Source organism: Arthrobacter sulfonylureivorans (genome assembly GCF_022637435.1).
Lineage (GTDB): Bacteria > Actinomycetota > Actinomycetes > Actinomycetales > Micrococcaceae > Crystallibacter > Crystallibacter sulfonylureivorans.
This window is the reverse complement of sequence record NZ_CP093326.1, coordinates 1229153-1255534: the sequence shown is the minus strand read 5'-3', so window position 1 is coordinate 1255534 and position 26382 is coordinate 1229153. Positions and strand designations below refer to the sequence as shown.

Annotated in this window: 23 protein-coding genes and 1 pseudogene; 7 read left to right on the top strand and 17 right to left on the bottom strand. The window is 61.7% G+C overall.

The annotated features are described in order from the left end of the window. Window positions 1-117 precede the first annotated feature (117 nt). The gene (locus tag MNQ99_RS06130; protein ID WP_241914801.1) at window positions 118-735 is read left to right on the top strand and encodes an SOUL family heme-binding protein; all 618 of its coding nucleotides are present in this window, start codon (window positions 118-120) and stop codon (window positions 733-735) included. Between the two features lie 713 nt (window positions 736-1448). Here the strand turns inward: MNQ99_RS06130 and MNQ99_RS06125 are convergent. The 4 genes from MNQ99_RS06125 to MNQ99_RS06110 form a co-directional block, all read right to left on the bottom strand. Continuing rightward, window positions 1449-2345, bottom strand: coding sequence for a DNA/RNA non-specific endonuclease (locus MNQ99_RS06125; protein WP_241914800.1), 897 nt, complete (start codon window positions 2343-2345; stop codon window positions 1449-1451). A gap of 659 nt (window positions 2346-3004) precedes the next feature. Continuing rightward, on the bottom strand, window positions 3005-3382 hold the full coding sequence (locus tag MNQ99_RS06120) for a zinc ribbon domain-containing protein YjdM (protein WP_241914799.1): 378 nt from the start codon (window positions 3380-3382) through the stop codon (window positions 3005-3007). 207 nt (window positions 3383-3589) lie between these two features. After that, on the bottom strand, window positions 3590-5071 hold the full coding sequence (locus tag MNQ99_RS06115; protein WP_241914798.1) for an aldehyde dehydrogenase family protein: 1482 nt from the start codon (window positions 5069-5071) through the stop codon (window positions 3590-3592). A 169-nt stretch (window positions 5072-5240) separates the two neighbouring features. Beyond that, window positions 5241-6734 (bottom strand): APC family permease, encoded by a 1494-nt coding sequence (locus tag MNQ99_RS06110; RefSeq protein WP_241914797.1) that lies wholly within the window; start codon window positions 6732-6734, stop codon window positions 5241-5243. A 171-nt stretch (window positions 6735-6905) separates the two neighbouring features. Between MNQ99_RS06110 and MNQ99_RS06105 the strand changes: the two genes are divergently transcribed. Next, on the top strand, window positions 6906-7826 hold the full coding sequence (locus MNQ99_RS06105; RefSeq protein ID WP_241914796.1) for a LysR family transcriptional regulator: 921 nt from the start codon (window positions 6906-6908) through the stop codon (window positions 7824-7826). Between the two features lie 83 nt (window positions 7827-7909). Continuing rightward, entirely contained in the window at window positions 7910-9367 is a 1458-nt protein-coding gene (locus tag MNQ99_RS06100) for an aspartate aminotransferase family protein (RefSeq protein WP_241914795.1), read from the top strand. Window positions 9368-9731: 364 nt separating this feature from the next. On the opposite strand, the gene MNQ99_RS06095 is transcribed toward MNQ99_RS06100, so the two are convergent. The 5 genes from MNQ99_RS06095 to MNQ99_RS06075 all read right to left on the bottom strand — a co-directional run bounded on the left by MNQ99_RS06095 (window position 9732) and on the right by MNQ99_RS06075 (window position 14867). Continuing rightward, a complete protein-coding gene (locus tag MNQ99_RS06095) occupies window positions 9732-10838 on the bottom strand; it encodes a C4-dicarboxylate TRAP transporter substrate-binding protein (RefSeq protein ID WP_241914794.1) in 1107 nt (368 codons plus the stop codon). Window positions 10839-11054: 216 nt separating this feature from the next. Beyond that, complete coding sequence (locus MNQ99_RS06090) at window positions 11055-11606, bottom strand: nuclear transport factor 2 family protein (RefSeq protein ID WP_241914793.1); 552 nt, start codon at window positions 11604-11606, stop codon at window positions 11055-11057. Window positions 11607-11668: 62 nt separating this feature from the next. Beyond that, window positions 11669-12751 carry an oxidoreductase gene (locus MNQ99_RS06085; protein WP_277883621.1) on the bottom strand — a complete coding sequence of 361 codons (1083 nt, stop codon included), beginning with the start codon at window positions 12749-12751 and terminating at the stop codon, window positions 11669-11671. Window positions 12752-12807: 56 nt separating this feature from the next. Further along, window positions 12808-14313, bottom strand: a complete 1506-nt coding sequence (locus tag MNQ99_RS06080; protein WP_241914792.1) for a TRAP transporter large permease — start codon at window positions 14311-14313, stop codon at window positions 12808-12810. Between the two features lie 11 nt (window positions 14314-14324). Beyond that, entirely contained in the window at window positions 14325-14867 is a 543-nt protein-coding gene (locus tag MNQ99_RS06075; RefSeq protein WP_241914791.1) for a TRAP transporter small permease subunit, read from the bottom strand. 183 nt (window positions 14868-15050) lie between these two features. Here MNQ99_RS06075 and MNQ99_RS06070 point away from each other — a divergent pair, with 183 nt between their 5' ends. Then, entirely contained in the window at window positions 15051-15971 is a 921-nt protein-coding gene (locus MNQ99_RS06070; protein WP_241914790.1) for a LysR substrate-binding domain-containing protein, read from the top strand. 647 nt (window positions 15972-16618) lie between these two features. On the opposite strand, the gene MNQ99_RS19155 is transcribed toward MNQ99_RS06070, so the two are convergent. The 4 genes from MNQ99_RS19155 to ychF all read right to left on the bottom strand — a co-directional run bounded on the left by MNQ99_RS19155 (window position 16619) and on the right by ychF (window position 18940). Continuing rightward, window positions 16619-16753 (bottom strand): hypothetical protein, encoded by a 135-nt coding sequence (locus MNQ99_RS19155; protein WP_422387518.1) that lies wholly within the window; start codon window positions 16751-16753, stop codon window positions 16619-16621. 328 nt (window positions 16754-17081) lie between these two features. After that, entirely contained in the window at window positions 17082-17402 is a 321-nt protein-coding gene (locus MNQ99_RS06065; protein ID WP_241914789.1) for a hypothetical protein, read from the bottom strand. 103 nt (window positions 17403-17505) lie between these two features. Beyond that, entirely contained in the window at window positions 17506-17862 is a 357-nt protein-coding gene (locus MNQ99_RS06060) for a zinc ribbon domain-containing protein YjdM (protein ID WP_241914788.1), read from the bottom strand. Continuing rightward, window positions 17855-18940 carry a redox-regulated ATPase YchF gene (gene ychF / locus MNQ99_RS06055; protein WP_241914787.1) on the bottom strand — a complete coding sequence of 362 codons (1086 nt, stop codon included), beginning with the start codon at window positions 18938-18940 and terminating at the stop codon, window positions 17855-17857. The genes MNQ99_RS06060 and ychF overlap by 8 nt, the downstream gene beginning before the upstream one ends. Before the next feature lie 78 nt (window positions 18941-19018). Here ychF and MNQ99_RS06050 point away from each other — a divergent pair, with 78 nt between their 5' ends. Next, the gene (locus MNQ99_RS06050; RefSeq protein WP_241914786.1) at window positions 19019-20230 is read left to right on the top strand and encodes a DNA recombination protein RmuC; all 1212 of its coding nucleotides are present in this window, start codon (window positions 19019-19021) and stop codon (window positions 20228-20230) included. An 81-nt stretch (window positions 20231-20311) separates the two neighbouring features. On the opposite strand, the pseudogene MNQ99_RS06045 reads toward MNQ99_RS06050, so the two are convergent. From MNQ99_RS06045 to MNQ99_RS06030, 3 genes and pseudogenes are all read right to left on the bottom strand, one after another. Further along, window positions 20312-21578: pseudogene (locus MNQ99_RS06045) on the bottom strand (IS3 family transposase). Between the two features lie 161 nt (window positions 21579-21739). After that, window positions 21740-22825, bottom strand: a complete 1086-nt coding sequence (locus MNQ99_RS06035) for a 4-hydroxy-3-methylbut-2-enyl diphosphate reductase (protein ID WP_127511205.1) — start codon at window positions 22823-22825, stop codon at window positions 21740-21742. A 9-nt stretch (window positions 22826-22834) separates the two neighbouring features. After that, entirely contained in the window at window positions 22835-23677 is an 843-nt protein-coding gene (locus MNQ99_RS06030; RefSeq protein ID WP_241914785.1) for a hypothetical protein, read from the bottom strand. Window positions 23678-23849: 172 nt separating this feature from the next. On the opposite strand from MNQ99_RS06030, the gene xseA reads away from it, so the two are divergent. Further along, window positions 23850-25106, top strand: coding sequence for an exodeoxyribonuclease VII large subunit (gene xseA / locus MNQ99_RS06025; protein WP_127511203.1), 1257 nt, complete (start codon window positions 23850-23852; stop codon window positions 25104-25106). 60 nt (window positions 25107-25166) lie between these two features. After that, window positions 25167-25442 (top strand): exodeoxyribonuclease VII small subunit, encoded by a 276-nt coding sequence (locus MNQ99_RS06020; protein WP_241915283.1) that lies wholly within the window; start codon window positions 25167-25169, stop codon window positions 25440-25442. A 78-nt stretch (window positions 25443-25520) separates the two neighbouring features. Here MNQ99_RS06020 and MNQ99_RS06015 read toward each other — a convergent pair whose 3' ends face one another. Beyond that, entirely contained in the window at window positions 25521-26381 is an 861-nt protein-coding gene (locus MNQ99_RS06015; protein WP_241914784.1) for a polyphosphate kinase 2 family protein, read from the bottom strand. Window position 26382: the final 1 nt, after the last annotated feature.

Sequence of the window (26382 nt, the reverse complement as noted above, 5' to 3'; positions counted from 1 at the left end):
TCCGGGCGACGGGCCCTAAGACGTCGAAGATGGTCACGGGTTTCGCCCTAGGCAGCCTTCTGATGAGCTGTGTTCGGGCCTTTCCCTCACAGGTCCGGGAGCGTATTGTACGAGGCGATGACCGAGCAGCAGCCCTACGAGCTAGTACAGCGATACGCGGACTTTGAGCTGCGGCGCTACCCCGTGCATACAGTGGCAGAGGTCGAAGTCAGCGCGTCCTTTGACCGCGCCGGTAACGCCGCCTTTCGCCCCCTTTTCAACTACATCAGGGGCAACAACACGGCTCGGCAGTCCCTAGCGATGACCGCGCCCGTGATCCAGACCGCCGCACCGCCATCCCGGAAGGTGCAGATGACGGTGCCGGTCCTTCAACGCGGACCGATGCATAGCCCTCGCGCCGACGGCGAATCAGACGAAGGCCCGTACGTGCTCGCGTTCGTGCTTCCTGCCGGAATGACTGAAGATACTGCCCCGGTCCCCGCTGACCCGCAGGTCAGGATCCGGACCGTGCCGGGCTCTACTGCCGCCGCTCTTCGCTTTTCCGGCGGCGGATCCGGCTCCGCCTTCGCGAAGCGCAACCAAGCGCTCCAGGACGCCATCGCCGCCGCCGGCATGAGGGCCTCGGGGCCGCCGCGATTTGCCCGATTCGACCCGCCGTTCAAACCCTGGTTTCTCCGCCGCAATGAGGTCATCCAGGATGTGACGCTAGGGCCAGAACACAATCCTGCAGGTTGAATCCGCCTTCCAGCAACTGCGCGCCAATCCACCTCGCTGATCCGCCTGTTCGGACAGTACGCACGGAGCCCGTTCCTTCATCACGGCCTTCAAAGCCGGACTGCACAAATGGGCTTTAACACTGAAAACGGCGCTTACGTTGAGCACGTCGCGTCGGGCCGGCCATCGTCTGCTGCCGTTTGGGTTAGAAAAGCGGCACCAGACGGCACCACATCCCGAGAGGCTGGTCCTTGCCCACGGTTTCAGAGCGCAATTGGCGCTGTTATCTATTGGGCACTTCCGCTCTCCTGCGGTGACACCAATTCCGGATTCAGCTCGAGCCTCCATTGTTTCCTCGACCGGGGGTTTCGGGATCAAAACGGTGGATCAGGCCTTCAAAGTACTGGCCAGCACCGACACTTCTGCTCAATGGAGAGAGCCGGAAGTACGAGGGACAAGCCGAAGAACTCGTCTATGGCGGGGAATCGGCGGGGACTTCGAACTACTTTTTCTACGGCAGTTCGTCCATATCATCCCCAGCCGACACAAACAACACGAACACCTCATACCCGACAGACGACGGCAACCGGCAACTCGGCGGCCCACAGTTGGCGGACCGATTACTACAGCACCACCGTTGATATTGACCTTGTCCATGCCGATGCCTAGGTCCGGCCCGGCCGTCTCGGACGTGCCTGCTTCCCCCGCACTCGAGAACCAGAAGCAACGCAGGTCTAGTCCAGCAGGTGGAAGTCCAGGTCGAGGTCTTCGACGGCATTCAGTTTCCGCCACGTGGACCCCACGCGGGCAGTGCAAAGGGTCGCGGCGATCGGCATCCGGTCCACGGCGACCAGCTGGTCCAGGTTTAGGCCGGTCAGCTCGGCGATGTCCTTGATGGGTGCTTGGAACGTCCGGAACGGGCCCAGCGGCGGAACGTCGTCGACGGCCCCCGGCCGCGGGACGTCGGGCAGTTCATCCAGCTCAGGCGTCTGGTCCACCACGTATCCGACCGCCGCCAACTCTCCCCGGTGGATGAACACGGCAACCTTGAAGAAGCGCAACGGGATCTCCGCGCCCCGATACACGGGATCCTTGGCGCTGAAAATCGGCCCGGTGAACACGACGATCCTGTCGCGGTACTCGGCGGCATGCTCTTGCAGGTAAGACTCCAGGCCCAGCCACAGTTCGAGGCCCTGGTTGAACTTGGCCGCCTGGGGTGCGGCGTTGGTGTAGTGGAAGGTGTCTTCGTTGGCCAGCCTCGCCTCGGCGACCGTGTCGCCCCAGACCGCCGAGGCCCGTCGGACCAGGTGGCCGCGGTCGATGTCGTTCCGGGCGTAGACCCGCTCGCCCGTCTGCAGGTCGGAGGCCAGCCGGGGATCCAGCCGCCAAGGGATCCCGGCCCGGCCCAGGTCCATGAGCTTGCTGCCGTCCATACCCAATCCTGTAACGGCGGCCAGACGCTTATCCGGGCGCATCAGAACCGAGAAGTGCGTGTACGGCAACAGGACCGTCTCCACGCCGGGCACGGCGGGCATCGGCACGGACCGGCCCAGGAAGTTCCCGTCGAAGCCTGCACGGCCGGCAAGGTCTTCGGCGGTAAGGTGCGGGGCTACGAGCGGTTCGTCATCCATGACGGGACACTACCAGCGCACCCTGCATGTTGGGATGAACGATGAGCAAAACGCTGAAGCCGATCAGCTCAGGTAGAAGCAACAATCAGACCTGCGCGCGGGAACATGTCACTTGATTCCCCGAGATTCGGAGCCCGCTGCCTTCCAGCTGCAGCAGCTTCCTCGCCCTCACCGGCCGACTCGAAGCCATCGCGACAGCGAAACAGCCCGGCCCGCTCAGACCGTCGTGAAGAAAAAGGAACCCCTTACGCGACGAGCCATGGAGGTCGTGAGCATGGCGGAACATTTGATCCAGCCACGGCCTACACTCGGAGTTGTGGCTACATATGAACCTGCAGAACTTGCTCGAGAACTCGGCTACACCGACGAACACCGACCGGGCAAGGTCGTCCGGGATTACCTTCGAAAGAAATACCCGGAACACCCAAAGTATCAGCGTTGGGTGCTAGATGAAGCTCAGGCGGCCGACGTACGTGTCAACGTCCCTCGAAAGCGCTGACTATGCTCCAGGCAACCGCGGCCCATCACTGAACCTCAAGCACTGCCTCTGAGGCGATGAGGGGCTGGTCCCGCAATATACCTGCCGGCCCAGGCCCTCGCCCGGCCTCGATGATCCAGTCGTGAATAGGTTCGTCCCTAACCACCGTGAACTCTCGCGATCAGAGGACCTTCTTCACCACGCTGGACTTCAGTTGCATCCGGCCAAAGCCGGGAACGGTTGCATCAATGTCGTGATCGCCCACGCCGTCCTCAATGAGTCTGATGCCGCGCACCTTCGTGCCGACCTTCACCACACCGCCACCGGCACCCTTGACCTTGAGGTCCTTGAGGTCCTTGACGATCGTGACCGTGTCACCATCGGCGAGCACGTTGTCAACGGCATCCTTGATCGAAGCGGCCTCGGGCGTGGTCTCGGCCGTGGTCTCCTCCGAGTCTTTTGGCCATTCGTGGCCGCACATCGGGCAAACCAGCAAGGCGCCCTGCTCGTAGGTGAACGCCTCGTGGCACTCCGGGCAAGCCGGCAGACCGTCAGACATTGAAGCGGAACTCCACCGCGTTCCGTACCTGAATAACCTTTGATTTGCGCTGTCTTCGGTTGCGTCTGGGACGAATCCACGTTCTGCTTGGGCTGCGGATTCTAGGCGCAATCCATGCTCTATTACTCCCCAGAAAAAGGCAGGCTGCCCGCCAAGACGATGTGTCCGGACGGGCAGCCTTTCTCGCTGTTGGGCTGGTGGGCCTGTTCAGAGACGTTTGACGCCGATGGTGTGGGCCGTGGTGAACTCCTCGATGGCCCATTCGCCGTTGAAGCGGCCCAGCCCGGAGTTGCGTTCGCCGCCGAAGGCCACGTGGGCCTCGTCCTGAACGGTCATCTCGTTGACGAAGGTCATCCCCGCCTTGACCCGCTGGGCGAAGCGCACGCCGCGGTCCAGGTTCTGGGTGAACACGGCCGAGGACAGCCCGTAGACGTGGTCGTTGGCCAGGGCCAGCGCGTGCTCCTCGTCGTCGGCCTTGAGAATCGCGACCATGGGGCCGAAGATCTCTTCGCGGGCAATCTCCATGTCCGGAGTGACGTCGGCGAACACGTGCGGCGGGACTACCCGGCCCACGATGTCGCCTCCGGCGACCACACGGGCGCCGGCCTCCTTGGCTCCGGCGATCTTGGCCTTCAGGCCCTCCAGCTGGGAGTCGTTGACCACCGGACCGACCAGGGTGCCTTCCTGGCTCGGATCGCCGAACGGCACGGACTTCGCGGCGCCGGAGAACTTCTGAACGAACTCGTCGTAGACCGGCGCCTGGACGATGATCCGGTTCACGGACATGCAGATCTGGCCCGAGTGCAGGAAGGTGCCGGGCACGGCCTGGCCGACGGCGGCGTCGAGGTCCGCGTCATCCAAGACCACCAGCGGGGCGTTGCCGCCCAGTTCCAGGGAGGTCTTCTTCAGGTGCTCCCCGGAGGTGGCGACCTTGCCCACGTTCTGGCCCACCGGCGTCGATCCGGTGAAGGAGATCAGCCGCGGCACCGGGTGGGCGACAAACTCATCGCCGATCTCCGAACCGGCGCCGGCCACCACGGACAGCACACCGGCCGGGAGGCCGGCCTCCTCGAAGATCCGGGCGATCAGCAGGCCGCCCGTCACGGGGGTGTCCGAGGCCGGCTTGATGACGACGGCGTTGCCCAGCGCCAGCGCGGGGGCCACCGAGCGCTGGGACAGGTGCAGCGGGAAGTTCCACGGGCTGATCACACCCACAACGCCGACCGGCTTGCGGTAGACCCGCATTTCCCGGTCTGGGGTGTTCGAGGGATGGATGGTGCCGTGCACGCGGGTGGGGAACGAGGCGGACTCCTGGGTGATGCCTGCGGCCAGGGAGACCTCGATGTTGGCCTTGAGCACCGTTGAGCCGGACTCCTTCACCAGCCAGGACACGATCTCCCCGCGGTGCTCCTCGAGGAGGTCCCCGGCGCGGCGGATAATCTTCGCGCGCTCGGACGGTGCAGTGGCGGCCCAACCGGGCTGGGCCGCCTCGGCGGCGCGGTAGGCCTCGTCCAGGTCTTGGCTCGAGGCCTGGCGGATTTCGGCCACCACCGAGTCGTCAAACGGGTTGACGTCCGTGTTCACCTTCTCCGAACGGCCCTCGCGCCACTCGCCGCCGATGAACTGCAGGTTCACCGGCTGTCCGGCGAAGGTCGCGGGGGTCGTAATAGTCTCTGCAGTCGCAGTCATTTGTCTTTCTCCTTCAGGTAGGAAGGGCGCCGCAGGGGGCGGCGGCACTCTCCTGATCGTCTCTAAGATAACGGGGCATGGTAAGCCGATTCGCAATCAGCGGAGTTCCGACCTCCGCTGCCACGGGGGCAGCTCCCCGCCCGACCAAGGAACTGCTTGGAGGAGGTCATCACGAATGGGATTTCGAGGCCTCGCTTCGTGCCACATCCGCGGCCTCCGGGTCATGCTCGGTGCGTAGGTCCTCGACGGGCCGTAGAGCACCGATGAGCAAGCCGGCGCTTATGGCGACCAGATAGAGGCCCGGGAGGATCACGGACACGGCCCCCTCCGTGTCGATCAGGGCGCTAAAGTTCGTGACGGCCAATACCACGGCGACGACGAGCATGGCTCCACCTATCAGCGGGGCCACGAGGCGCGCCCACAGGTTCACTTCGGCTGACCGCCGTCGCAGGAATACGATGACGGCGGCGGCACCTGCGGCTTGCAACAGCAAGAGGCCGAGTGTGCCGAGCCCAATCATCCACATGTACAGGACCGCGAAGGGGTCCTGTCCTGTCAATATGAACAGCACCAGCAGAATGGCAATGGTGATCGTGACCAGCACGCTGGCACGGCTGGGGCTCCGGTGGCGGGCATGGGAGTGGCCGAGCGACTTCGGCAGGAAGCCAGACCGCCCCAAGGAGAACACATAGCGGTTTATCGCATTGTGGAAGGACAGCAGCACCGCCAGCAGGCTGGTGACCACGAGCAGTTCCATGACCGTTGCCGCCCACCCCCCGAGGTAATCGGTGACTGGGGCCAGTACAAAGTTGACTGGGTCAGCCAAAGCGGCGTCCTGTACGTCGTTGACCCCGTAGGCGAGCGCCAGAGCCCACATAGTGAGGGTGTAAGCCACGCCGATCACGATGACGGCAATGTACGTGGCCCGAGGGACAGACTTCTTGGGCTCTCTCGCCTCTTCTCCGTACAGAATGGTCGCTTCGAAGCCGACAAAGCAGGCGAACGCAAAGAGCAGGGCTAAGCCAGTGGTTGGGCTGAAGATGTCGGCTGGGTTGAAGGAAGCAGCGTTGATACCTTCGGCACCGCCTTGCACCAGTACTGCGAGGTCGAAGACGAGCAGAAACAGGACTTCCAGGACCAGCATGATTCCCAAGAGCACGGTGGATACGCGTATGTCCCGGTAGGCGAGCAGGCCGATGACGACCACGCCGACCAGCAGCGTGGCTTGCCATGGAACGTGGATGCCCAGGAACCGGTCAAATAGATCAGAGGTGAACGTGGCGAATTGGGCAGATATCCCCATGAACATGGCGAGGTAAGCCAGCAGGGCAATTCCGGCTGCAGCGTAACCGGCCCAGCGGCCCATGCCCCAGGAGATAAAGGCCGCGAATCCTCCGGCATTGGTGACGAACTTGCTCATGGCGGAAAAGCCGAAGGCGAAGAGCAGGAGCGCCAAGGCAGCGATCAGGTACATGGCTGGGGCAGCGGGTCCGGCAAACATGAATACCACCGGACCGGCCCCCAGCGTAGCGGCCAGCGGTGCGGCAGCCGCGACCACGAAGAACACAATGCCGGCGGTCCCGACGGAACCCGCCTGCAACTGAGTGGAGACCGCCGATGTTTGCCGGGCTGACCGTGCGCTCGACGGGGATGATGTTTTCATGGATACCTCTAGAGTGGGTAGAGACTGGCAGGTTGTCGCGTATCTGTGGTCTTCCATGCTCCGGGAACCACCGGTGCATGACAACGAACACTCTGAGAAGGCGCGTTCGCGATTCTTGAACGTGAGAAGCCACGGATCGGCAACTGGGACGAAAGGCAGGGCGGACTGACGATGGAGATTCGGCAGCTGCAGTACGTGGTGCGGGTGGCCGAGACATTGCATTTCGGCCGGGCCTCCGAGTTGGAGCACATCGCCGCGTCCGCGCTAAGCACCCAAATCCGCCGGCTTGAGTCCAGGCTGGACGTCAAGCTGTTCGAACGGACACCTCACCAGGTGTTGATGACCCCGGCCGGGGCTCATTTCGTTCGCGAGGCCCGCAGGATCCTGGACCAGTTAGACCTGCTGCGCACTCAGACCCAATCCATCGCCCGGAGCGCCACCGAGCACCTGAGCATCGGTTTCTTCGGAGAGGCTCTGGGCGAACTCACGCACCGGGTCTTCGGAGCCTTTGCCGCTGCCTTCCCGCAGACCCGACTGGAGTTCACGGAGTTGTCCATGAGCACCCAGTTCGAAGACCTAGGATCCGGCGTGGTGGACGTCGCCTTCTTTCGCATGCCGATCGACGACCAGCGGTTCGAGGTCAGGCCGCTCTTCAAGGAGCGGCTCTACGCCGCTGTCGCGGTCGCGGGACCCTTCGGCGCGGCCACATCCCTTCAGGTGGAAGACATCATCGATCAACCCTTCGCAGTCGCCGGGGACACCACGCCGGCCGAATGGGCTCATTTCTGGACTCTCGCCGGGGCGCGCGGGGCCCCCGGGCGCACCGGTGCCCTGGTCCGGACCCTGAACGAGAGTCTTTCGGCGGTAGCTTACTCGGGAGCGATCGACACCTATCCGGCCTCGGCCACTCGAACCTTCCACCACCCCGGCGTCCGCTTCGTCCCCCTCTCTGATGGCCCGGCCAGTGTCCAGGCCTTCGTCTGGCGTCGAGGCAACACGAATTCAATGATCCCCGAACTGTTAGAAGTGACCCAGTCTGTGGTCCGCGACCACATCGACGAATTGCCAGAGGCCGAGTCCCTCGTCGACTGACCCGGCAGAGCAGCCGCGTGGGGCGACGTCGGGGCGTTCTGGTCTTGCGAAGATGCGTTCGAGTTTTCGTGATTGCCCGCCACATGAGAGCGAACCGAGGATGGAACGACAAGCAGGCAGCCCTGGGGCTGCATTCCATCGAGAAGAGGTTCACTGTGGCGGCACTTTCGCTCCAGCAAGCACAGCAAACATTCATCGAGCGGTTCTCGGTGTCCGGCCGGATGACCGAGGAAAGCCGCCGGTCGGTCCCGGGCGGATACAGCCGGAACTCCTTCAACTTTGGCCCCCACGCGGTCTTCGTGACTCGCGGCGAGGGTGCCTACATTGAAACTGTCGACGGAAACAGACTGCTGGATTTAAATAACAACTACACCGTGAATGTCTTGGGACACCATCACCCGGCGCTGACGTCGGCTCTGATGGATGCCATTCCCAATGGCATCTCCTTCGGGAACCCGGGCGCCCAGGAAGGCGCCCTGGCTCGGATGCTCATAGAGCGGATCCCCTCGGTGGAGAAGGTACAGTTCTCTTGTTCTGCTACTGAGTCTTGTATGACGGCCATCCGATTGGCGCGAGCCACCACGGGCCGCACCCGGATTGCGAAGTTTGAAGGCGGGTACCACGGCTTCAGCGACATGCTACAGATCTCCGCGCACCCCACCCCGGAGAACGGGGGCGATGCCGCAGCCCCGGTGGCTGTTCCAGACAGCGGTGGCATCCCCTCCGCCAACACGGACAACGTCCTTGTGCTGACCCAGAATGACCTGGCCGGCACCGAGTCACTCCTCCGGGCTCATAGCCAGGAGTTGGCCTGTCTGATCCTGGAACTGCAGAGCGGAGCAGGTGGCATGGTGGCGCTGGATCAGGAATTCGTGCAGATGTTGCGGAATGTCACGCGGGAACTGGGGATTGTCCTGATTTTCGACGAGACCATCAGCCTGCGCGCCGGATACCACGGGCTGCAGGGCCGCTACGGGATCACCCCGGACCTGACCGTTATGGGCAAGATCATCGGCGGTGGCCTGCCACTCGGCGCGGTAGGCGGCAGCGCAGAGATCATGAATGCCTTGGAGGACGGCCGGGTCAGCATCTCCGGAACCCACCACGGTCACAAGCTCTCGGTAGTGGCCGGTGCCGCGTGCCTGACCGAACTCACTGAAGAGGCCTTCACCACATTGAATGGGCATGCGCAGCGAATCACCACGGAGCTCAACGCTTGGAGCCAGGAACGCAATAGCCCGTTCCGGATCCACGGTTGGGGATTCTCTCACTTGGGCTACGCCTATATGACCTCTCCCGGGGAAGTCGTGCGTACACATCGTGACTACTGGCGACATGTAGACGGCGACAAGACACAGACCATCTCCCTGGAATTGGCCAACCGCGGATACTTTCCCGTGCACCGGGGAGAGATGTCCTTATCCCTGGCTATGACCGACCAAGACATCAGCGGACTGATCGAGACCCTGAAGTCCATCGTCTCGGACATCGATTCAGAGAGCGTGACGAAGGAGGCCCGGTCGATCGCCCACGCTGTGTAGGCTGTCGGTTCGTTGCTTGAGACGAGCAGATCCCCCGTTGAGGCGCGATCTGCTCGTCTCTTTATCGGGGCATGTCTATCCGTTTCTGGTGGGGTTCCAAATACTCTCGGCGGTACTCATGGTCCTCGCGTCGGGTCGATGAAGGTCCGTTGCGCCGTCGGCTTCGGGGCTCCAGAGGTTAGATCGCAAACCCAAATTCCACCACGTTCCGAACCCGAATAACCTATGAGATCGCTACGCCTCTCCTGGCGCTCCTGAATCTTCAAGTACCTCTTGACGACCCTGGACGACCGAGTCAGCCAATGCCTGCCCGGGAGCGTCACGACCCTGCGGATCACGACGCTCCCCAAAGCCAGCAAGACGCTTATTTAGCTCGGTACGGATCGAATGCTTCCGTCTTAAGCCGATCGACAACCGGTGCACGATCGAAGTCGTCGGCCGCAGACCAATCTTCCTGCACACTCGATGCGTCGCGGGCTTCACCGTTCAATCCGAGCTCAGTCGTGATCCCTTCCCATTTAGTGAGTAACGACTGGTACTGATCGATGAACGTCTGGTCTATAACATCGCTCTCGGCGGCAAGGGTAGCAATCGCTTCCTTCTGGTAGTCCTGAATCTCTGCATCAAGTTCACTGGAGTCGTTGAATTTGATCCCCCATTCGGACGGTCCTTCGGCAGCAAAACGCGCATACTGCTCAATGCTCCCCAGATTGTATTGCTCCCAGTATTTGATCGCTGCGTCCTGGACGATTTGCTGGGCCTCCAACGGTAGCTTGTTCCAGATATCGAGGTTGATGGCAAGAACGCCTCCGTTGTAGCCCGACAGCGTGACTGGAGTGTATTCGTTGGCTACGTCTACCAGCCCCGTGTCGATATACCCGCCGGGATGGAGAACTGAGCAGTCGACCACTCCGCGTTGCAAAGCTTCGTATGCCTCGGCCGCCAGCATGGGCACGGGGACCATGCCTAGCGCCTGCACTTCTTTGCTTTGTAGCTCCCCCGGTGTTCTTATCCGCGCGCCCTGCGCTGCGGCCAGGCTGTCTATCGGCTTGGTGCAGAGCAAGTCGTATTGGGGATAGGGAAATATTCCCGTCAGGGGCTTGATGTTGTGGCTCATAAGCTCCTGCTGCAGCTCATCCGATGACTGATACATTTCATGAGTTGCCGCTGCACCCTGAATGACTCCGAAGGGGATGGAATCGTTGACCAGCGACGCGAGTGAACCCAGCGCATTGGCCACGGGAAGCTCTTGAGGGAAATAGGGTGTAATAAGCTGGCCCGCGCCGGCGACGCCAGAACCGATTCCGGTCAACATCTCATTCCCTGGCATTAGAGATGACGAAAAGTAGTAATCAAATTTAATTTTTCCGTTAGACTTTTCTTCTACTTCTTCCGCAAAGGCCAGTGTAGCGGCTCCAACATTTGACTGTTCAGTATTGATTTCCGCGAAACTAATAGTGACAGGTTCCATAGTCTCGAGAGTCCCCTCCCCCGCGTCAGCATGTGTTGCGGTGGACCCTGAGCAGGCAGTTACGGAAAGAATCAACGCGACGCTTAGAGGAAGGGCCTGTTGGTAGATTTTCGTGCTTTTTCTCATCACATTTCTCCTGTGAGGGTGAAGCTTGTCTGACAAAGATTGCAACTGAAACGAGCATCATACAATCGGCGAGGAGAGGTACGCCTCAACTCAAGCGCGTGCCTTAGCTGCCAACTTATCGAGCATTTCCATGGGAAGTTCTAGCGGTCTCCTGTATGAGAAGTCCGACTTGTCCTGGGTTCCCTTCTCGTAACCGTCCCATTCGCCGAAGATCGAACCGTCTGCGAGGACACGGAAGTCCATAATGAGGCGGCGCATAGCGATTTTCCATTCACCATCACGCTTTTCGAATCGGTCAACATACCTCCCGCCGGCCATTTGAACCACTTTTCCATCCTTGTACCGGTGAATGTATAACACATACGTCTCAGTATTTGCGGTGTCACCATCAAGTTCACATGTGTGGCTTGTGACATGGTGCATGTGGGCATTCAGGTGATTGTGGCACACGTAGTTCGCCCATTGAACGAATTCATCCCTTCCGCCGATCCATTCCCCATGATTATCGATCGCGTCCGTATGAAAAACGCTCGCAAGCAATTCGTCGTCGTGCCGATCCAAGGCGCGTGTGTATCGGTTGATGCAATCAAGAATGTCCTGGCGGTCGAGAAGGTTCTGGATTTTTTCTTCACGGGTAAGCATAAATGATTCCTTGTCCTTTGATATTAACAGTTGTCATGTATTTGGGGTGCAGGGCGGCACCGTTAGAAGTACTCCGCCTCGTACTCCTTCCTGTATGTGCGCAGCTTGTGGAGCTCGCCTTTGGAGAAGGCATCTACCCAGTTCGGATTGACAAGCAAGGATCTTCCGCTTGCCACAAGATCGAATTGGTCGTCCATGAACTGGTCCACCAGCGGTTGAAGTGGGGCGTGGCCTGCAGTGTCCGAACCTCGGAAAGCTCCGTCGAGCCCCAAGGAACCGACAGCAATGACCGGCATTCCGGTGAGGTCCTTTGCCCAACCGGCAAGCGTCCGCTTGGAGATGTCGAAGGCTGGTTCCCAGAATCGGCGGGCGGAGGCGTGAAAGATGGTAGTGCCGGCTGCTGCAATCGGACGAAGCAAAGCCGCCAGTTGATCCGGGGTCTCTGCGATCCGGGCTGTGTAACGGTCCACTTTAAACTGGGAAAACCGGAACGAGATTGGGAAGTCAGGTCCAACTTCGCGTCGCACCGACGAAACAACGTCCGCAGCGAATCGCGCTCGTTCAGGATGAGTCCCGCCATATTCGTCAAGGCGGTGGTTCGTGACATCCCAAAGGAACTGGTCGATCAAGTAGCCATGTGCGCCGTGGATTTCCACCCCATCGAATCCGATCGATTGGGCGAGCACTGCCGCTTCCGCAAAGGCGGAGCAGACTCGATCCATGTCTCTCATAGTCATGTGGCGCCCATGAAGACGGCCGTCAAGGGCGATTCCACTCGGGCTGATGGCAGACGTTGCTTCGAGAGCAGCGCCTATGTGCCAAAGTTGGGCGAAGATCGCAGCATTCTTGCTGTGGACCTTCTCGACCACCCGGCTCCATGCGTCAGCCGCAGCGCCTTGTCGCAGAACCGGTACGCCCTCTACGCCACCTGCATCAGGGGTATCTATGTACGTGCCTTCGGTGATGATTAGCCCGATGCCGTGTTCCGCTCGGCGCTCGTAATACTCAACCATTTCCTCGCTAGGTATTCCGTTGACAGCGCGATTGCGAGTCATTGGAGCCATCACCAGTCGGTTGCGGACCCTGAGAGATCCGATATCGAACGGATCAAGTAGGAGAGCCCGTTGTTCGTGAGACAGGTTCATTTGGGCAGGAGGGATCAACATAAGTACTTCCTTAGATCGTGGGAGCTTCGGGTCGGCTAAGGCCGCTGGGCGCTCAGTTCCGGCAACCAGGTGACGAGCTCCGGGAGGAAGATCAAAGCCACCAGGACTAACAAAGCAGCCCCTACAAACCACAGCACGCCCTTGAAGACATCAGTCAGCGAAATGGGTACACCCAGATTGACGTTCGCGTCTTGTGCAAGCCTGTGAACGATAAACGTTAGGATGCCGATCGGCGGAGTGACGATACCGATCTCCGCGAGGATCACGATAAATACCCCGAACCACAACATGTCCACCTCGAGCGCAAGCAGGGGCGGGACGAGGACCGGAACCGTCAAGAGGATCATCGCCAGAGGGTCGAGAAACATGCCCAGGATCAAGAAGACAATGACCAGGATCAGGAGAAACTGGATGCGGTCCAAGCCCATGTCTACGACCAGTTCAGTTAGTGCATGAGGCACTCTGCTTAGCGCAAGGACTCGCGTCAGCAAGTTGACTGCGATCATCAGCAAGAAGATCGCAGCCGTCGCGATCACGGCGTCTTTGAGGCTGAGCATAACGAAAGTGGCGAGGCCTTTCGGCGACCGAGCATGGTTCCCGCCGAAGAGCCAACCCAAAAGAATCGCTCCGAGGGCGCCGAAGGCTCCTGCCTCTGAGGGCGTAAAAACGCCGGCGAACAGACCACCGATCACAATAAGGACAACTACTAGAACCGGGAGCGTACTGAGCACCGATTTCCACCGTGAAGGCCAAGTGACGTCAGAGAGGTCTGCTCGTGGGGCGAGGGCCGGGTCCAATGCCGCGCGCACTACGATTAGCCCGGCGAACGCCAACATGATGATCAATCCGGGGACGACAGCAGCTATGAGTTGCGGTCCCACCGGTGTCTGTACAACGCCTGCGTAGATAACCAGCATGATGCTCGGTGGAATCAACTGCCCAAGTGTTCCCGCCATCGCCACTGTTCCTGTGGCAAGCGATGGCTTGTATCCGGCTTTCATCATTTCTGGGATTGCCACGCGGCCAAGCGCGTAAGAGATACCGACTGTGCTTCCGCTTGCTGCGGCCAGTCCAGCACCGGCAAAATTCGTCCCTACGGCCAGACCACCAGGGAGTTTTCCGAGCCACTGGCGGGCCGCCTCATATGCCCCGGTGGTTAGACCCGAGCGCCAAAGTGCGATGCCCATCAAGATAAACATCGGCAGGACGCTCAGCGACCAACTGGCGGTCGAGGAGAAAACGTTTTCCGTGAAGGTAGCGTCGACCATTACCCAGCCGCCCAATTTCCAAAGGCCAAGTAACGCCGATAAAGACATGGCGAACGCGATGGGGATACCTGTCAACAGCAGGATCACGGTCAACAGGATTACAAGCAGGCCGGTGGCTTCGCGGGTCAGGGGGAATGCCAAAAGCAGGACAATAATGATGACGCTGAGGGCGCCGGTAATAGCAAATAACAGTGGTCCGATACGGGATGAACGGGGCCCGACCGGAACTTCATCCAGCACAGGTACCCGCGCCTGCATGGTGGGTGTTTTCATGTCCTGCCGTCCTATGCTTGGGAGGCGTGTTCGGCGGACCGCATGGGCCCGCCTTCTGCCGTTAGAGTCCGATAAATGGTTGCTCCGAGCTGGAGTAGCAGGCTCACAAGCCCGACGACGGCGATCATCTTAATCGGCCAAATCGGCACTGTTGCCGTCCCTAGGGCCGCCTGCTGGATACGGGCCGAGGACTCGGCTTCGACGATCATAAAAACAACCAAGACCCCGGTCATCAACGTGCCGATACCAAGACAAAGCGCGTCGGCGAGGGCACGAGCTCGCCCCTTTAACGAGTCGAGGAGGAGGGTGGCGCGAATGTGTTCGTTTCGGTACTGCGCCGAGCCCAGGGCGAGGAATATGATCAGCGGCATCCACCAGTACGTAACAAACTCGAGTGTCCCGTTCACTGGGCGATTGAAGAAGTAGCGTCCAATCACGTCGGAAGCTACGTGTACTGCGGCGATCAGGCAGGCGATTGCTGAGCCCCACAGGCACCATCCACTGAACCTGTCGATGGCGCGAATCCATTCGGGAAGGCTTTTATGCTCGCCCATCGTCATCTCCTTGAAGTCCGGACTAAATATGGGAACAGTCTGGCTGCGATGTAAGCCAGAACACATCGCTGTCGTAGTGATGATCACGCTAGTAAGAACGGTGAGAATTGAAAAGTGGTTTTAGTTGGTCTTGAACAACACTAATATTGTTGTATGCAGGCATTACCCTTCACGCTCAGGCAAATGGAGTACTTCGAGGCAGTCGCTGCTGCAGGTTCCTTTGCAACCGCTGCCGTCTCGTGTCACGTCAGCCCCTCGGCCATTGCAGCCGCCATCGACGAACTTGAACGTTCATTGGAAGTGCAGCTCTTCATCCGTCGCAAGGCCAAGGGCATGGTGCTCACCGCGCTGGGAGCGCGATTGCTTACAGAGGCAAGAGTCCTTCTCGGTCACGGCGCAGTCTTTGCATCCGCAGTCAAGCAGGATGGTCGAGGAGTCAGTGGCCGCTTTCCGATTGGGGTGTATCCCACCCTTTCGCCGTTCCTCGTTCCCGGATTGCTGGAACACTTCGACCAGAACTACCCAGACGTGGAGTTGGACATAGTAGAAGCGTCGTCGCCACAGCTCCGAGACGCAGTTCTGCAAGGACGCATCGAAGGTGCTTTGCTGTACAACGTCGCCGGCATGCAAGACCTCGATTTCCAAGAAGTACGGCGCCTGCGGCCAATCGCGCTTCTGTCAGCGCAGCATCATCTTGCGGGTCGATCAGAGATATCCCTGCGCGAGCTCGCAGACGAACGCCTCATCACGCTGAACGTGACTCCCAGCAACGAGAACATCAATACCATCCTTGGTGCAGCCGGCGTGCGGCCCAAGGAACGCGTCGGTTATGACAACTACGAATTGGTACGCTGCTTGGTTGCGCGGAACTTCGGATTTTCCGTGATGTTGCAGTCCCCTCAATCTTCTACAACGTATGACGGTAACCGGGTCGTCGCAGTTCGGATTGCAGATGACGTCCCATCAACTCGAGTAGGCCTTGCATACGCATCGGGAGCACGTCTGACAGGACGGATGAATGCTCTCCTAAATTTCCTAACAGCGGCAAACTTCTACAGCGACGAATCGATCGACAATCACTCTTCCCCCCTGCGAAGCTTGTAATTAATCTTCGGCTACCGGTACAAGTAGCAGGCAAAGCTGGGGATGGCTCGATACGAACAGAGAAAGGATGCAGCAGAAACGCACTAGAAATAGCGGGCGAGTGCCCTAGCTGTTTGTCTTCAGGTAGTCCAGCCCGCACACCAGCAGGTTGTTGTGAGGTAGCGCCAGCTTTCGGCCAAATCCTTGCCGGCGTTGTAGCCAACGAACACCAGTTTCTCTTCCACGAGGTTGGAGGTTTCGACCCCGTGCCCACATAGGGGGTGGAGTCGCTGCACCCAATGCCCTCGCTGCCCTCTTCGGTTTGGCTTCTGCCAGCTGAAGTCTGTTGGTTGATTTGGCGACCAGGCATCAGTTGGCTCCGCGTGAGATGAACTGTGGAACCTTCAGGTCCGGACGGGGTCGGCTTGGGTCCGCTGGTACAGCCTGCCATGCCCAGCAGAACAGCGGTATCGACAACCGACAATTAGTTGGTCAGAGTGCGCATCATGTCCCTTGTCTGCAGGTATTACAGCTTCACTGCGAACTTGGCGCCGAGATTCTCGGCGAGGGCTTCCAGCTTCATTTTTCTGTGCGGATCCCCACCTCCAACGGCGACTTCCGCCTCATCGACGCAAGGCCTACATGTCCAGCCCGCGATGAGAAATGGGTCAGGTCGTGTAGAGCCTCTTGGTCATTTCCCAGATATGGAAGCGCATGAGTGCCTCTGCCGCCTCCTCATTTCCCCCACCGATAGCATTGGCAACATCTTCGTGCTGCTGAATGATTTCGGAGCTGTCTGCCAGATCCCCCGATAACCTGTACGACCGATTGGGTCAGGAGAATTCGGGTAGTTTCACCAACGGCCGTCCGCGCACTTCATAAGCCAGGACACGGTACAGACCGCAGCTTGTCTGCGATATCGTCCGGCGCTTGCTTATCGAAAGCGCGCACAACGCGTTACGACTGCCGTTTTTGCGCTGCGAAAAGCGGGCCCGAGTCGTTTCCTTCGTCTCAGAGATTAGACCGCAAACCTAAAATCCACCGCGTTCCGTATCCGAATAACTTCATAACCTCACTCGGAAGGTTTCGAGGCACAGAGGTTTCGAGACAGATTCGGTTGTGAGATCGGGCTTACCGCTGGGCCCAGAGCAGTTCGCGTGTGATTCGGCGCATTTCACTGCGATCAACCTCGGGATGGGTGGCCGCCCAGTCAGCAAGCGCGTCAGCATAGCTGCCGAGCGGTCCGCCCGGGTCAGGCACACGTTGCGCTTCAGCGCGTAATGCACGGACGGCCGCCAGCAACTGCTGACCTCGCTCGGCGCCTATCTCCGCCAGGAACCGCTCGTCCCCTGACGGCACGGACTCGCCTCGACGACGCGCGGGGTCGTGAGTGTAGTCATGCCATGCTTCGCGGTAAGCTCTCAGCGCTGCGCTAAGTTCGTCGTCGACCATGCCTCATACTGGCATACGTCGGTGGCACTTTAGGGCGCACAAATCCTGCCCTTGCAATGGGTGGAACTGCAGCGCCGCCCTCTCCATGGGGAATGGCCGCGGGTCAGAGGACCTTCTTCACCACGCTGGACTTCAGTTGCATCCGCCCAAACCCGGGAACGGTCGCATCAATGTCGTGATCGCCCACGCCGTCCTCAATGAGTCGGATGCCGCGCACCTTCGTGCCGACCTTCACGACACCGCCTCCGGCGCCCTTGACCTTAAGGTCCTTGACGATCGTGACCGTGTCACCATCGGCGAGCACATTGCCTACGGCATCCCTGATCGAAGCGGTCTCGGGGGTGGTCTGGGTTGAGTCCTTTGACCATTCGTGGCCGCACATCGGGCACACCAACAAGGCGCCCTGCTCGTAGGTGAACGCCTCATGGCACTCCGGACAGGCCGGCAGACCGTCAGACATTAAAGCGGAACTCAACCACGTCGCCGTCGACCATCACGTAGTCCTTACCTTCGATCCGCACCTTGCCGCGGGATTTGGCCTCGGCCATGGACCCTGCGTCAACCAGGTCGGCGAAAGAAACCACTTCGGCCTTGATGAAGCCCCGCTGGAAGTCCGAGTGGATGACACCGGCTGCCTGCGGCGCTGTATCGCCCCGGCTGATGGTCCAGGCGCGCGCTTCCTTCGGCCCAGCCGTCAGGTAGGTCTGCAGACCCAAGGTGTGGAAGCCAACACGCGCCAGCTGGTCCAGCCCGGACTCGTCCTGGCCGTTCATCTCCAGCATCTCGCGGGCTTCTTCTTCGTCGAGTTCCACGAGGTCCGCTTCCAGCTTGGCATCCAGGAAGACGCAGTCGGCCGGCTCCACCAGCGCGCGGAGTTCGGCCTGGCGCTCCGGGCTGGCCAGTACAGCGTCGTCCACGTTGAACACGTAAATGAACGGCTTGGCGGTGAGCAGGCTCAGTTCCTTGAGGTTCTCCACATCCAGCTTGTCGCTGTCCACCGAAGCGAAAACGGTGTCGCCACGTTCCAGCACCGCCTGGGCCGCCTGCATGGCAGCCAGCTCGGCGGCGTCGCGCTTCTTGATCTTGACTTCCTTCTCCACCCGCGGAATGGCCTTCTCCAAGGTCTGCAGGTCGGCCAGGATCAGCTCGGTGTTAATCGTCTCCATGTCCGAGCGCGGGTCCACCTTGCCGTCCACGTGCACTACGTCGGGGTCGTCGAAGACGCGGATGACCTGGGCAATGGCCTGCGCTTCGCGGATGTTGGCCAGGAACTGGTTGCCCAGCCCTTCACCTTCGGACGCGCCCTTGACGATGCCGGCGATGTCCACGAAGGACACGGTCGCCGGGAGAATCCGCTGCGACCCGAAGATCCCCGCCAGCTGGTCCAGCCGGGGGTCCGGCAAGGCAACCACGCCGACGTTCGGCTCGATGGTGGCGAACGGGTAGTTCGCCGCGAGCACGCTGTTGCGGGTCAGCGCGTTGAAGAGAGTTGATTTGCCGACGTTGGGCAGTCCGACGATGCCAATAGTTAGAGCCACGGTAGTCAAGGATACCGTGACCGGGACACAAGGACCGGCGTTCCCTGTTTTGTCCGAGGCAGCTGGCAATGTGAAGGCATGGATGCTTCGCATGTACTTCTCGCACTTCTGGCCTTGTTCGTTGGCGCCGCGGCCGGGGCCGTGGCCGTCGCGGTCCTTTTCCGCCGCCGTCTGGCGGATCTGCAGGAAGCTTCCAAGCACGACGGCGACCGGCTGGCAGAGCTCTCGACCCGCCTCGCCGGGGTAGAGGCAGAGCGCCGGATGCTCGCCGAACAGAACAGGCAGCTCTCCGCCCAGGATGAGCAAGAGAACACGGTACTGCGCGCCCTGATACCCGTTGGAGAGAAGCTCAAACTGGTCCAGCAGCAGGTCAGCCTGCTGGAACGGGACCGGGTGGAGCAGTTTGGCCAGTTGGCCGAGCAGCTACGCGCAGCCCAGCGCAGTGACGAGGCGCTGATGCGTTCCACGCAGACGCTCGCCTCCGCGTTGCAGTCCAACTCAGCCCGTGGTCAGTGGGGCGAGGTTCAGCTGCGCCGGGTCGTGGAAGCGGCCGGCATGCTCCCCCACGTGGATTTTGACGAGCAGGTCCATCTGGCCGGCGCGGACCGGACCGGCCGCCCGGACATGCTGATCCGCCTGCCCGGAGGAAAGACCATTGTCGCGGACGCCAAGGTACCGCTGCGGGCCTACCTTCAGGCCCAGGAGATCCCGGTGGCCGCATCTGCTGCCGAGCAGCAGCAACGTGTCGATCTGCTGGCAGCCCATGCCAAGGCCGTGCGCGGACATGTGGATGCTTTGGCGGGCCGGAAGTATTGGGAGCAGCTGCAGTCCTCGCCGGAGTTGGTGCTGTGCTTCCTGCCCTCGGAAGCGGTGCTGTCCGCCGCCCTGCATGCCGATCCGGGCCTGCTGGACCACGCCTTTGCCCGCAGCGTTGCCTTGGTCTCCCCCGTCTCGCTGCTGGCCACGCTGAAGTCGGTGGCGTTTACCTGGCGGCAGGAGGTCCTCAAGGACAACGCGCGCGAGATCTTCGATCTGTCCAGGCAGCTCTACGAGCGGCTCGGGACGCTGGGCGAGCACGTGACCCGGCTGGGATCATCCCTGAAGAGCTCGGTCGAGCGGTACAACTCGTTCGTCGGGACCTTGGAGTCGAGGGTGCTGCCCACCGCCCGAAAGATCAATGCCTTCGACGCAACGGTGCTGGAGGAACCCACGGCGCCTGCTGCCTTGGAAAATACGCCCCGGTTGCTGTCGGCCCCGGAACTGATCGAAAACAGGGATCCGGCCGCCTAGCGCGCCGGTTCCGCCTCCTGCGAAGCCGCGGCCCCGGGCAACTGAACTGGGCCCCGAAAGTTGGACCGGCTAAATAAGAGCCTAGGCTGCGAGGGCCTGAGCACGGTATTGCACCGGGCTCAGGCCCTTGAGCTTTGTTGAGATCCTTTCGGTGTTGTACCAGTGCATGTACTCATGCAGTGCGGACTGCAGCGCCTCGATGTTGAGGAATTGGACGTGGTGGAAGAGTTCTTCCTTGAGGTGTCCGAAGAAGTTCTCCATCACCGCGTTGTCGAAGCAGTTACCTTTGCGGGACATCGACTGGACGGCGCCGGCGTTCTTCAGAAGATGCCGCCATGAGAGGTGCTGGTACTGGAAGCCCTGGTCGGAATGCACGAGCGGTTTCTGTCCGCATGCGAGGGTTGTCAGAGCTTCACGCAGTGAGGTGTTGGTGAGCTGCAGATTCGGCGACGTGCCGACGGCGTAGGAGATGATCTGCCGGTCGAAGAGGTCCATGACCGGTGAGAGGTAGAGTTTCCGATCTCCGACGCTGAACTCGGTCACATCCGTCACCCACTTTTGGTTCGGGGCATCGGCGTCGAACTCCCGGTTCAGCAGGTTGGGTGCCACGGCGCCCTGCCCGCCCTGGTAGGAGTTGTAGCGCTTCCTTCGCCGGACTTTGCAGACCAGCCGCAGGGAACGCATCAGCTTCAGCACGGTCTTCTTCGCGACCGACCACCCCTGCTTGACCAGCTCGGTATGGATGCGGCGGTGCCCGTACCGGCCATGGTTCTTCATGAAGATCTCCGCGACCGCGGCCTTGAGTGCCTCCTGCGGATCCGGGGCCTGAAGGCGGGCCTGGTGATAGAAGAACGTCGACCGGGCGAGGCCGGCGACCTGCAGCAGAACCGGGAGAGGAAAGTCAGCCTTGAGAGCGATGATGGCCTGAACCTTCACCGTCGTTCCTGCGCCCTCAAGGCCCGCAATTTTCCCAGATAGGCCACTTCCGCCCGCAACCGTTCGTTCTCGAGCCGCAGCCGCTCCACTTCGGACAACTCCGCGGGTGCCGGGGCATCGGGTTTTCTGGGTCTGCCTCTAGGCTTCGGGCGCAACGCGTCCACACCCTCACGGCGATATGCCCGTACCCAGGTTTCGAGCAGGCGAGGCGACGACAAGCTGACTTCTGCTGCGAGATCAGGGGCAGTCTCACCAGCGAGGAACCGCTCAACCAAAGCGAGCTTGAACTCGAACGAATACGACTGTTTTGTCTGCTTGGTCATCAACGCTCCTCGGCCATGAATCCTCCATCGCCGATAAAGCCGCTTGACCGGCGAGTGAGGCACTCCCAGCAATCTGGCCGTCGCCCTATAAGCGATGCCCTGCTCGAACCACGCTACAGCGGACTCGCGCTGATCCTCGGATAACGAACTACATGCATGCATAAAACTGCTCCCCGGGAGTCGGAACTGAATTTCTCAGTCCAACTTCCGGGGAGCAGTTCAAACCGCCCGGGGCCGCGGTCCTGCGGCTTTAGCTTGTGGGGCGGGTGACCCTGCCGCCGAGACCGCGCGATTCATCGCCGCGTTCCTTGAGCGTGGCGCGCAGTTCCTTCGGCAGCGAGAACAGAATGTCCTCCTGGGCGGTGACCACTTCCTCCACCTCGCCGTAGCCGTAGTCGGCCAACAGGCTCAGGACCTCGCGCACCAGCACCTCCGGCACGGAGGCGCCCGAGGTCACCCCAACGCTGGCCACGCCCTCGAACCAGGACTCGTCCACCTGATTGGCGAAGTCCACCCGGTAGGCCGCTTTGGCCCCGTATTCCAAGGCGACCTCCACCAGGCGGACCGAGTTGGAAGAGTTTGCGGAGCCAACCACAATCACCAGGTCCGATTGCGGAGCGATCTTCTTGATCGCTGCCTGACGGTTGGAGGTGGCATAGCAGATGTCATCGCTAGGCGGATCCTGCAGGGCCGGGAAGCGTTCGCGCAGGATAGAGACGATTTCCAATGTCTCGTCGACGGAGAGCGTCGTCTGCGAGAGCCAGATCAGTTTATTCGGGTCGCGCACCTGCACGGTCCGCGCTTCGTCCGGATTGTTGACGATCGTGGTGTGGTCGGGTGCTTCGCCGTAGGTCCCTTCGACTTCTTCGTGGCCCTCGTGACCAATCAGGAGGATCTCGTTGCCGTCGCGGGCGAAGCGCACTGCTTCACGGTGCACCTTGGTGACCAACGGGCAGGTGGCGTCGATGGTGCGCAGCTGCCGGTCCGCGGCAGACTGCACAACGGCGGGGCTGACTCCGTGGGCTGAGAAGACGACCAGCGCTCCTTCCGGAACCTCGTCCGTCTCTTCAACGAAGATGGCGCCCTGTTCTTCCAAGGTGGACACCACATGCACATTGTGGACGATCTGCTTGCGCACGTAGACCGGCGGCCCGTAGTGCTCAAGCGCCTTTTCAACGGCGATCACGGCACGGTCCACGCCGGCACAATATCCGCGGGGAGCTGCCAGCAGCACCTTCTTGTCGCCGTCCACGGGCGTGGCTGACGCGATCTCATCAGGAGTGCGTCGCTTGCGGGGAACGGTAGGCATGGAAAGGGAGACTGCAGTACTGGCCATGCCTCTATGCTAGCCCGTGGCCTTCTTCCGCCGGTCCCCGCCCAGCAGGGCCCGCAGCGTGAAACCGGCCACGGCAACCACCAGTCCGATGCCGGCAAAAACGATAGCCCAGGAGCGGAAATCAGCCACGGCCATTCCGGCAAGCCTCCCCACGAAGGTGGCGGCAAGCTCGCTGCTGCCCGCCGCGCCCTCGGCCAGAGGCGGCACCTGCACGGCCGCCAGCCAGAGGATCCCGCCCAGCAGTGCCGTGCCAATACCGGCCCAGGCCAGTGCCGTGGTGGAGCGGCGTGCGGCCAGCAGCATCAGAACCAGCGCGGCGGCGGCAGCCAGCGCCGCTACCCACCACTGTGCGGCCAGGTCCTGCCAGAAAGTCAGCTGGCCCGCGGTCTGGGCCGAGCCCAGCGGGACCAGCACTCGCTCCGGCACCGGAAGATTGGTGCCCAGGGCGTCCGCTACCCGCGTAACCGCCAGGCCCACAATGGGAGCAATATCCAAGGTGATCCCGGCCTCTGACCCCGTGGTGCCGGAAAAGGTCAGGGTGTGCGAGTTGGCCAGGGTTTCATTCACCGCGTGGGGAAAACCGTCCAGCTCAGTGACCGCCCCAGCGGTCCGCTCGACGATGGGCCGCACCAACTCCCGCAGACCTGCTGGCAGATCTTCGGTTCCGGCGACTTCTTCCGTTACTGCGGAGGCAAGCGCGGCACGGAATTCAGCATCGCTGCCAAGCGGTGCAGCCAGCGACACGAACCCGTCGCGGTCGAACACGCGCTGGTTTGCCCAGGCTCCGCAGAGTGCGGCGCCGGCGAGGAGCACCGCCAGAAGCCCGCTCAGCGCGGCCAGCAATGCGCGCACTGCTACCTCCGTCCTTGGCTTCCATCGGCTGGTTCGGCAGTGCCCCGCGAGCCCTGCGCCATTTGTACCTAGTACAACAGAGAATCCGAATGACGGGGATAGCTGGTAAGAATGTAGAGTCTTCGGCAGCCGCCGGAAGCACACGGAAGCACACTACCGGAGGGGGCAATTCATGGAGTCAGGCGGGGTCCAAGGCGCGGACACCGGGAAGTCGACCCTGCCCCCGACTGCCAACCAAACCACGGCGGAGAACCCCTGGCCGCTGCGGATGCTGTCCCAGAAGCTCAAGATGCACATTGACCGAGTGCCGCCCACCTGGGTTGAGGGCCAGGTCATTGAGCTCAATCGCCGGAACTCAACTACCTACCTGACACTGCGGGACACCGATGCCGAGGCATCCTTCAGCCTGGTGGTCTGGGGCAGCGTGATGGCACGCCTGGAGATGCCACTTGAACCGGGCTCGCGCGTGGTGGCGCAGATCAAGCCGGACCTTTACATCAAGACCGGCCGACTGACCATGCAGACCCGCGACATCCGGCCGGTGGGGCTAGGAGACTTGCTGGTGAGGCTGGAGCGGCTGCGCCGGGCGCTGGCAGCCGAAGGCCTGTTCGACGCCTCACGCAAGCAGCGCCTGCCGCTGCTTCCGCACCGCATCGGCCTCATCACCGGCCGGGATTCCGACGCCATGAAGGACGTCATCCGGAATGCCTCGCTGCGCTGGCCGGCCGTCGAATTCGAAGTGCGCGAGGTGGCCGTCCAAGGCGTGAACGCGGTGGCCCAGGTGATGCGGGCCCTCGCGGAACTCGACGCCCGCCAGGACGTGGACGTCATCGTCATCGCCCGCGGTGGCGGATCGCTGGAAGATCTGCTGCCCTTCAGCAACGAAGACCTGGTTCGCGCGGTGGCCGCCGCGGCCACGCCGATTGTCAGCGCCATCGGACACGAGGCAGACCGCCCGCTGCTGGACGACGTTGCGGACCTGCGCGCCTCGACCCCCACGGATGCAGCCAAGCGCATTGTCCCGGATGTCAGCGAGGAACTGCACCGGATCGGCCAGGCCCGCGCCATGCTGGCCCGGCGGGTGGAGCAGTTGGTCCACCGCGAAACCGACCGGCTGGCCACCTTGCGGAGCCGCCCGGTGATGGCGAATCCTGCCGGCATGGTGGATGTCCGGACAGACGACATCCACCGGCTGACTTCACGGGCCCACCAAGCAGTCTCCGCGGCCGTGCACCGGGATACGGACCGGATTGCCCACCTCAAGGCGCAGGTACGTGCGCTCTCGCCTCAGAACACGCTGGACCGCGGCTATGCCGTGGCCCAGCTGCCGGATGGGCACGTGCTGCGCGATGCAGCCGACGCTCCCGCCGGCACCCGGCTGCGTCTCCGCCTCGCGGTAGGCGAGGTCGCCGCCGAAACACTCCCCTGACGCCGCTCCCGAACTCCCACAGGCTCCAACAAAATGACCTGCACCGAAAGCGAGAACCCGATGACAGAGCAGCCAGCAGTGCCGGCCGATGTCGCTTCCTTGTCCTATGAACAGGCGCGCGAAGAGTTGGTGGCCGTTGTCAGCCAGCTGGAAGCCGGCGGCGCCAGCCTTGAACAGTCCCTCGCGCTGTGGGAACGCGGCGAAGCGCTGGCCGCCCGCTGCGAGGCTTGGCTGGAAGGTGCGCGGCAACGTTTGGACGCAGCCCGCAGCGCGACCAACGCCGGACAGTCGCCGGTCAGTGCCGGCACTCCGGGTTCCCCGATTTCCCCGCTCTAGCCCGCCCGGCACCCCCACCGGAAGGTCCGCCACAGCGCGGACGCCCGCCTCGACTCTTTGCCGCCGTTCCGGCCGCAGCTACGAGTCGGCTAGCCGGGCCTTTTCCGCGGCGACGTCGAAGTGGGCCGGTGGCCACTGCGGGTCGATGGCTTCCAACGCCTGCAACAGAAGCTCCTGCACGGCAATCCGGGCGTACCACTTGTTGTCCGCCGGCACCACGAACCACGGTGCATCGGCGGTGCTGGTCCGGTCCAGCATCACCTGGTAGGCCTGTTGGTATTCGTCCCAGAAACGGCGTTCGTCCACATCGCCCGGATCGTACTTCCAGTATTTGTCCGCCCGGTCCAGCCGCTCGGACAACCGTTTGCCCTGTTCGTCCTTGCCCAGGTGCAACATGACTTTAACCAGCCGGATACCTCTTCCGGCCACCGATGACTCGAAGTCGATGATCTGGCCATACCGGGCTTCCACCACCTCCCGGGACGAGAGCCCGTGCACTCGGTGGATGAGCACGTCTTCATAGTGCGACCGGTCGAAGACGCCGATCAGGCCAGGCCCAGGCAACTCCCGCTCCACCCGCCAGAGAAAATCGTGCTCCAGTTCTTCCGGCGTCGGGGCCTTAAACGCATGATGGGACACGCCCTGCGGGTCGGCCGCTCCGACCACGTGCCGCACGATCCCGCCCTTGCCGGAGGTATCCATGCCCTGAAGCACCAGCAGGACGGCATCCCGCGCCCCACCGCGACTCTGCGCGAAGAGCCGTTCCTGCAGTTCGGAGAGGCGTTGGTCGGATGCTTTGAGCAAGGTTTTGCCCTCAGCCTTGCCGCCGGCAAAACCCGGGGTGCTGCCGGTGTCCACGGCAGCCAGCTCAAAACCCGGTCCGACCCGCAGCAACTCCGACGGACTCCGCGAAAACACCGGCACATCTGCCTCGTCCACC

Coding starts and splice junctions, on each gene's coding strand:
- MNQ99_RS06130 (WP_241914801.1), top strand. CDS start 118: ATGACCGAGCAGCAGCCCTACGAGCTAGTACAGCGATACGCGGACTTT.
- MNQ99_RS06060 (WP_241914788.1), bottom strand. CDS start 17,862: ATGTCTGACGGTCTGCCGGCCTGTCCGGAGTGCCATGAGGCGTTCACC.
- MNQ99_RS06120 (WP_241914799.1), bottom strand. CDS start 3,382: ATGTCTGACGGTCTGCCGGCTTGCCCGGAGTGCCACGAGGCGTTCACC.
- MNQ99_RS06110 (WP_241914797.1), bottom strand. CDS start 6,734: ATGAAAACATCATCCCCGTCGAGCGCACGGTCAGCCCGGCAAACATCG.
- xseA (WP_127511203.1), top strand. CDS start 23,850: ATGGAGTCAGGCGGGGTCCAAGGCGCGGACACCGGGAAGTCGACCCTG.
- MNQ99_RS06100 (WP_241914795.1), top strand. CDS start 7,910: ATGAGAGCGAACCGAGGATGGAACGACAAGCAGGCAGCCCTGGGGCTG.
- MNQ99_RS06095 (WP_241914794.1), bottom strand. CDS start 10,838: ATGGAACCTGTCACTATTAGTTTCGCGGAAATCAATACTGAACAGTCA.
- MNQ99_RS06070 (WP_241914790.1), top strand. CDS start 15,051: ATGGAGTACTTCGAGGCAGTCGCTGCTGCAGGTTCCTTTGCAACCGCT.
- MNQ99_RS06080 (WP_241914792.1), bottom strand. CDS start 14,313: ATGAAAACACCCACCATGCAGGCGCGGGTACCTGTGCTGGATGAAGTT.
- MNQ99_RS06065 (WP_241914789.1), bottom strand. CDS start 17,402: ATGGTCGACGACGAACTTAGCGCAGCGCTGAGAGCTTACCGCGAAGCA.
- MNQ99_RS06035 (WP_127511205.1), bottom strand. CDS start 22,825: ATGGCCAGTACTGCAGTCTCCCTTTCCATGCCTACCGTTCCCCGCAAG.
- MNQ99_RS06125 (WP_241914800.1), bottom strand. CDS start 2,345: ATGGATGACGAACCGCTCGTAGCCCCGCACCTTACCGCCGAAGACCTT.
- MNQ99_RS06050 (WP_241914786.1), top strand. CDS start 19,019: ATGGATGCTTCGCATGTACTTCTCGCACTTCTGGCCTTGTTCGTTGGC.
- MNQ99_RS06075 (WP_241914791.1), bottom strand. CDS start 14,867: ATGGGCGAGCATAAAAGCCTTCCCGAATGGATTCGCGCCATCGACAGG.
- MNQ99_RS06090 (WP_241914793.1), bottom strand. CDS start 11,606: ATGCTTACCCGTGAAGAAAAAATCCAGAACCTTCTCGACCGCCAGGAC.
- MNQ99_RS06105 (WP_241914796.1), top strand. CDS start 6,906: ATGGAGATTCGGCAGCTGCAGTACGTGGTGCGGGTGGCCGAGACATTG.
- MNQ99_RS06020 (WP_241915283.1), top strand. CDS start 25,167: ATGACAGAGCAGCCAGCAGTGCCGGCCGATGTCGCTTCCTTGTCCTAT.
- MNQ99_RS06085 (WP_277883621.1), bottom strand. CDS start 12,751: ATGAACCTGTCTCACGAACAACGGGCTCTCCTACTTGATCCGTTCGAT.
- MNQ99_RS06115 (WP_241914798.1), bottom strand. CDS start 5,071: ATGACTGCGACTGCAGAGACTATTACGACCCCCGCGACCTTCGCCGGA.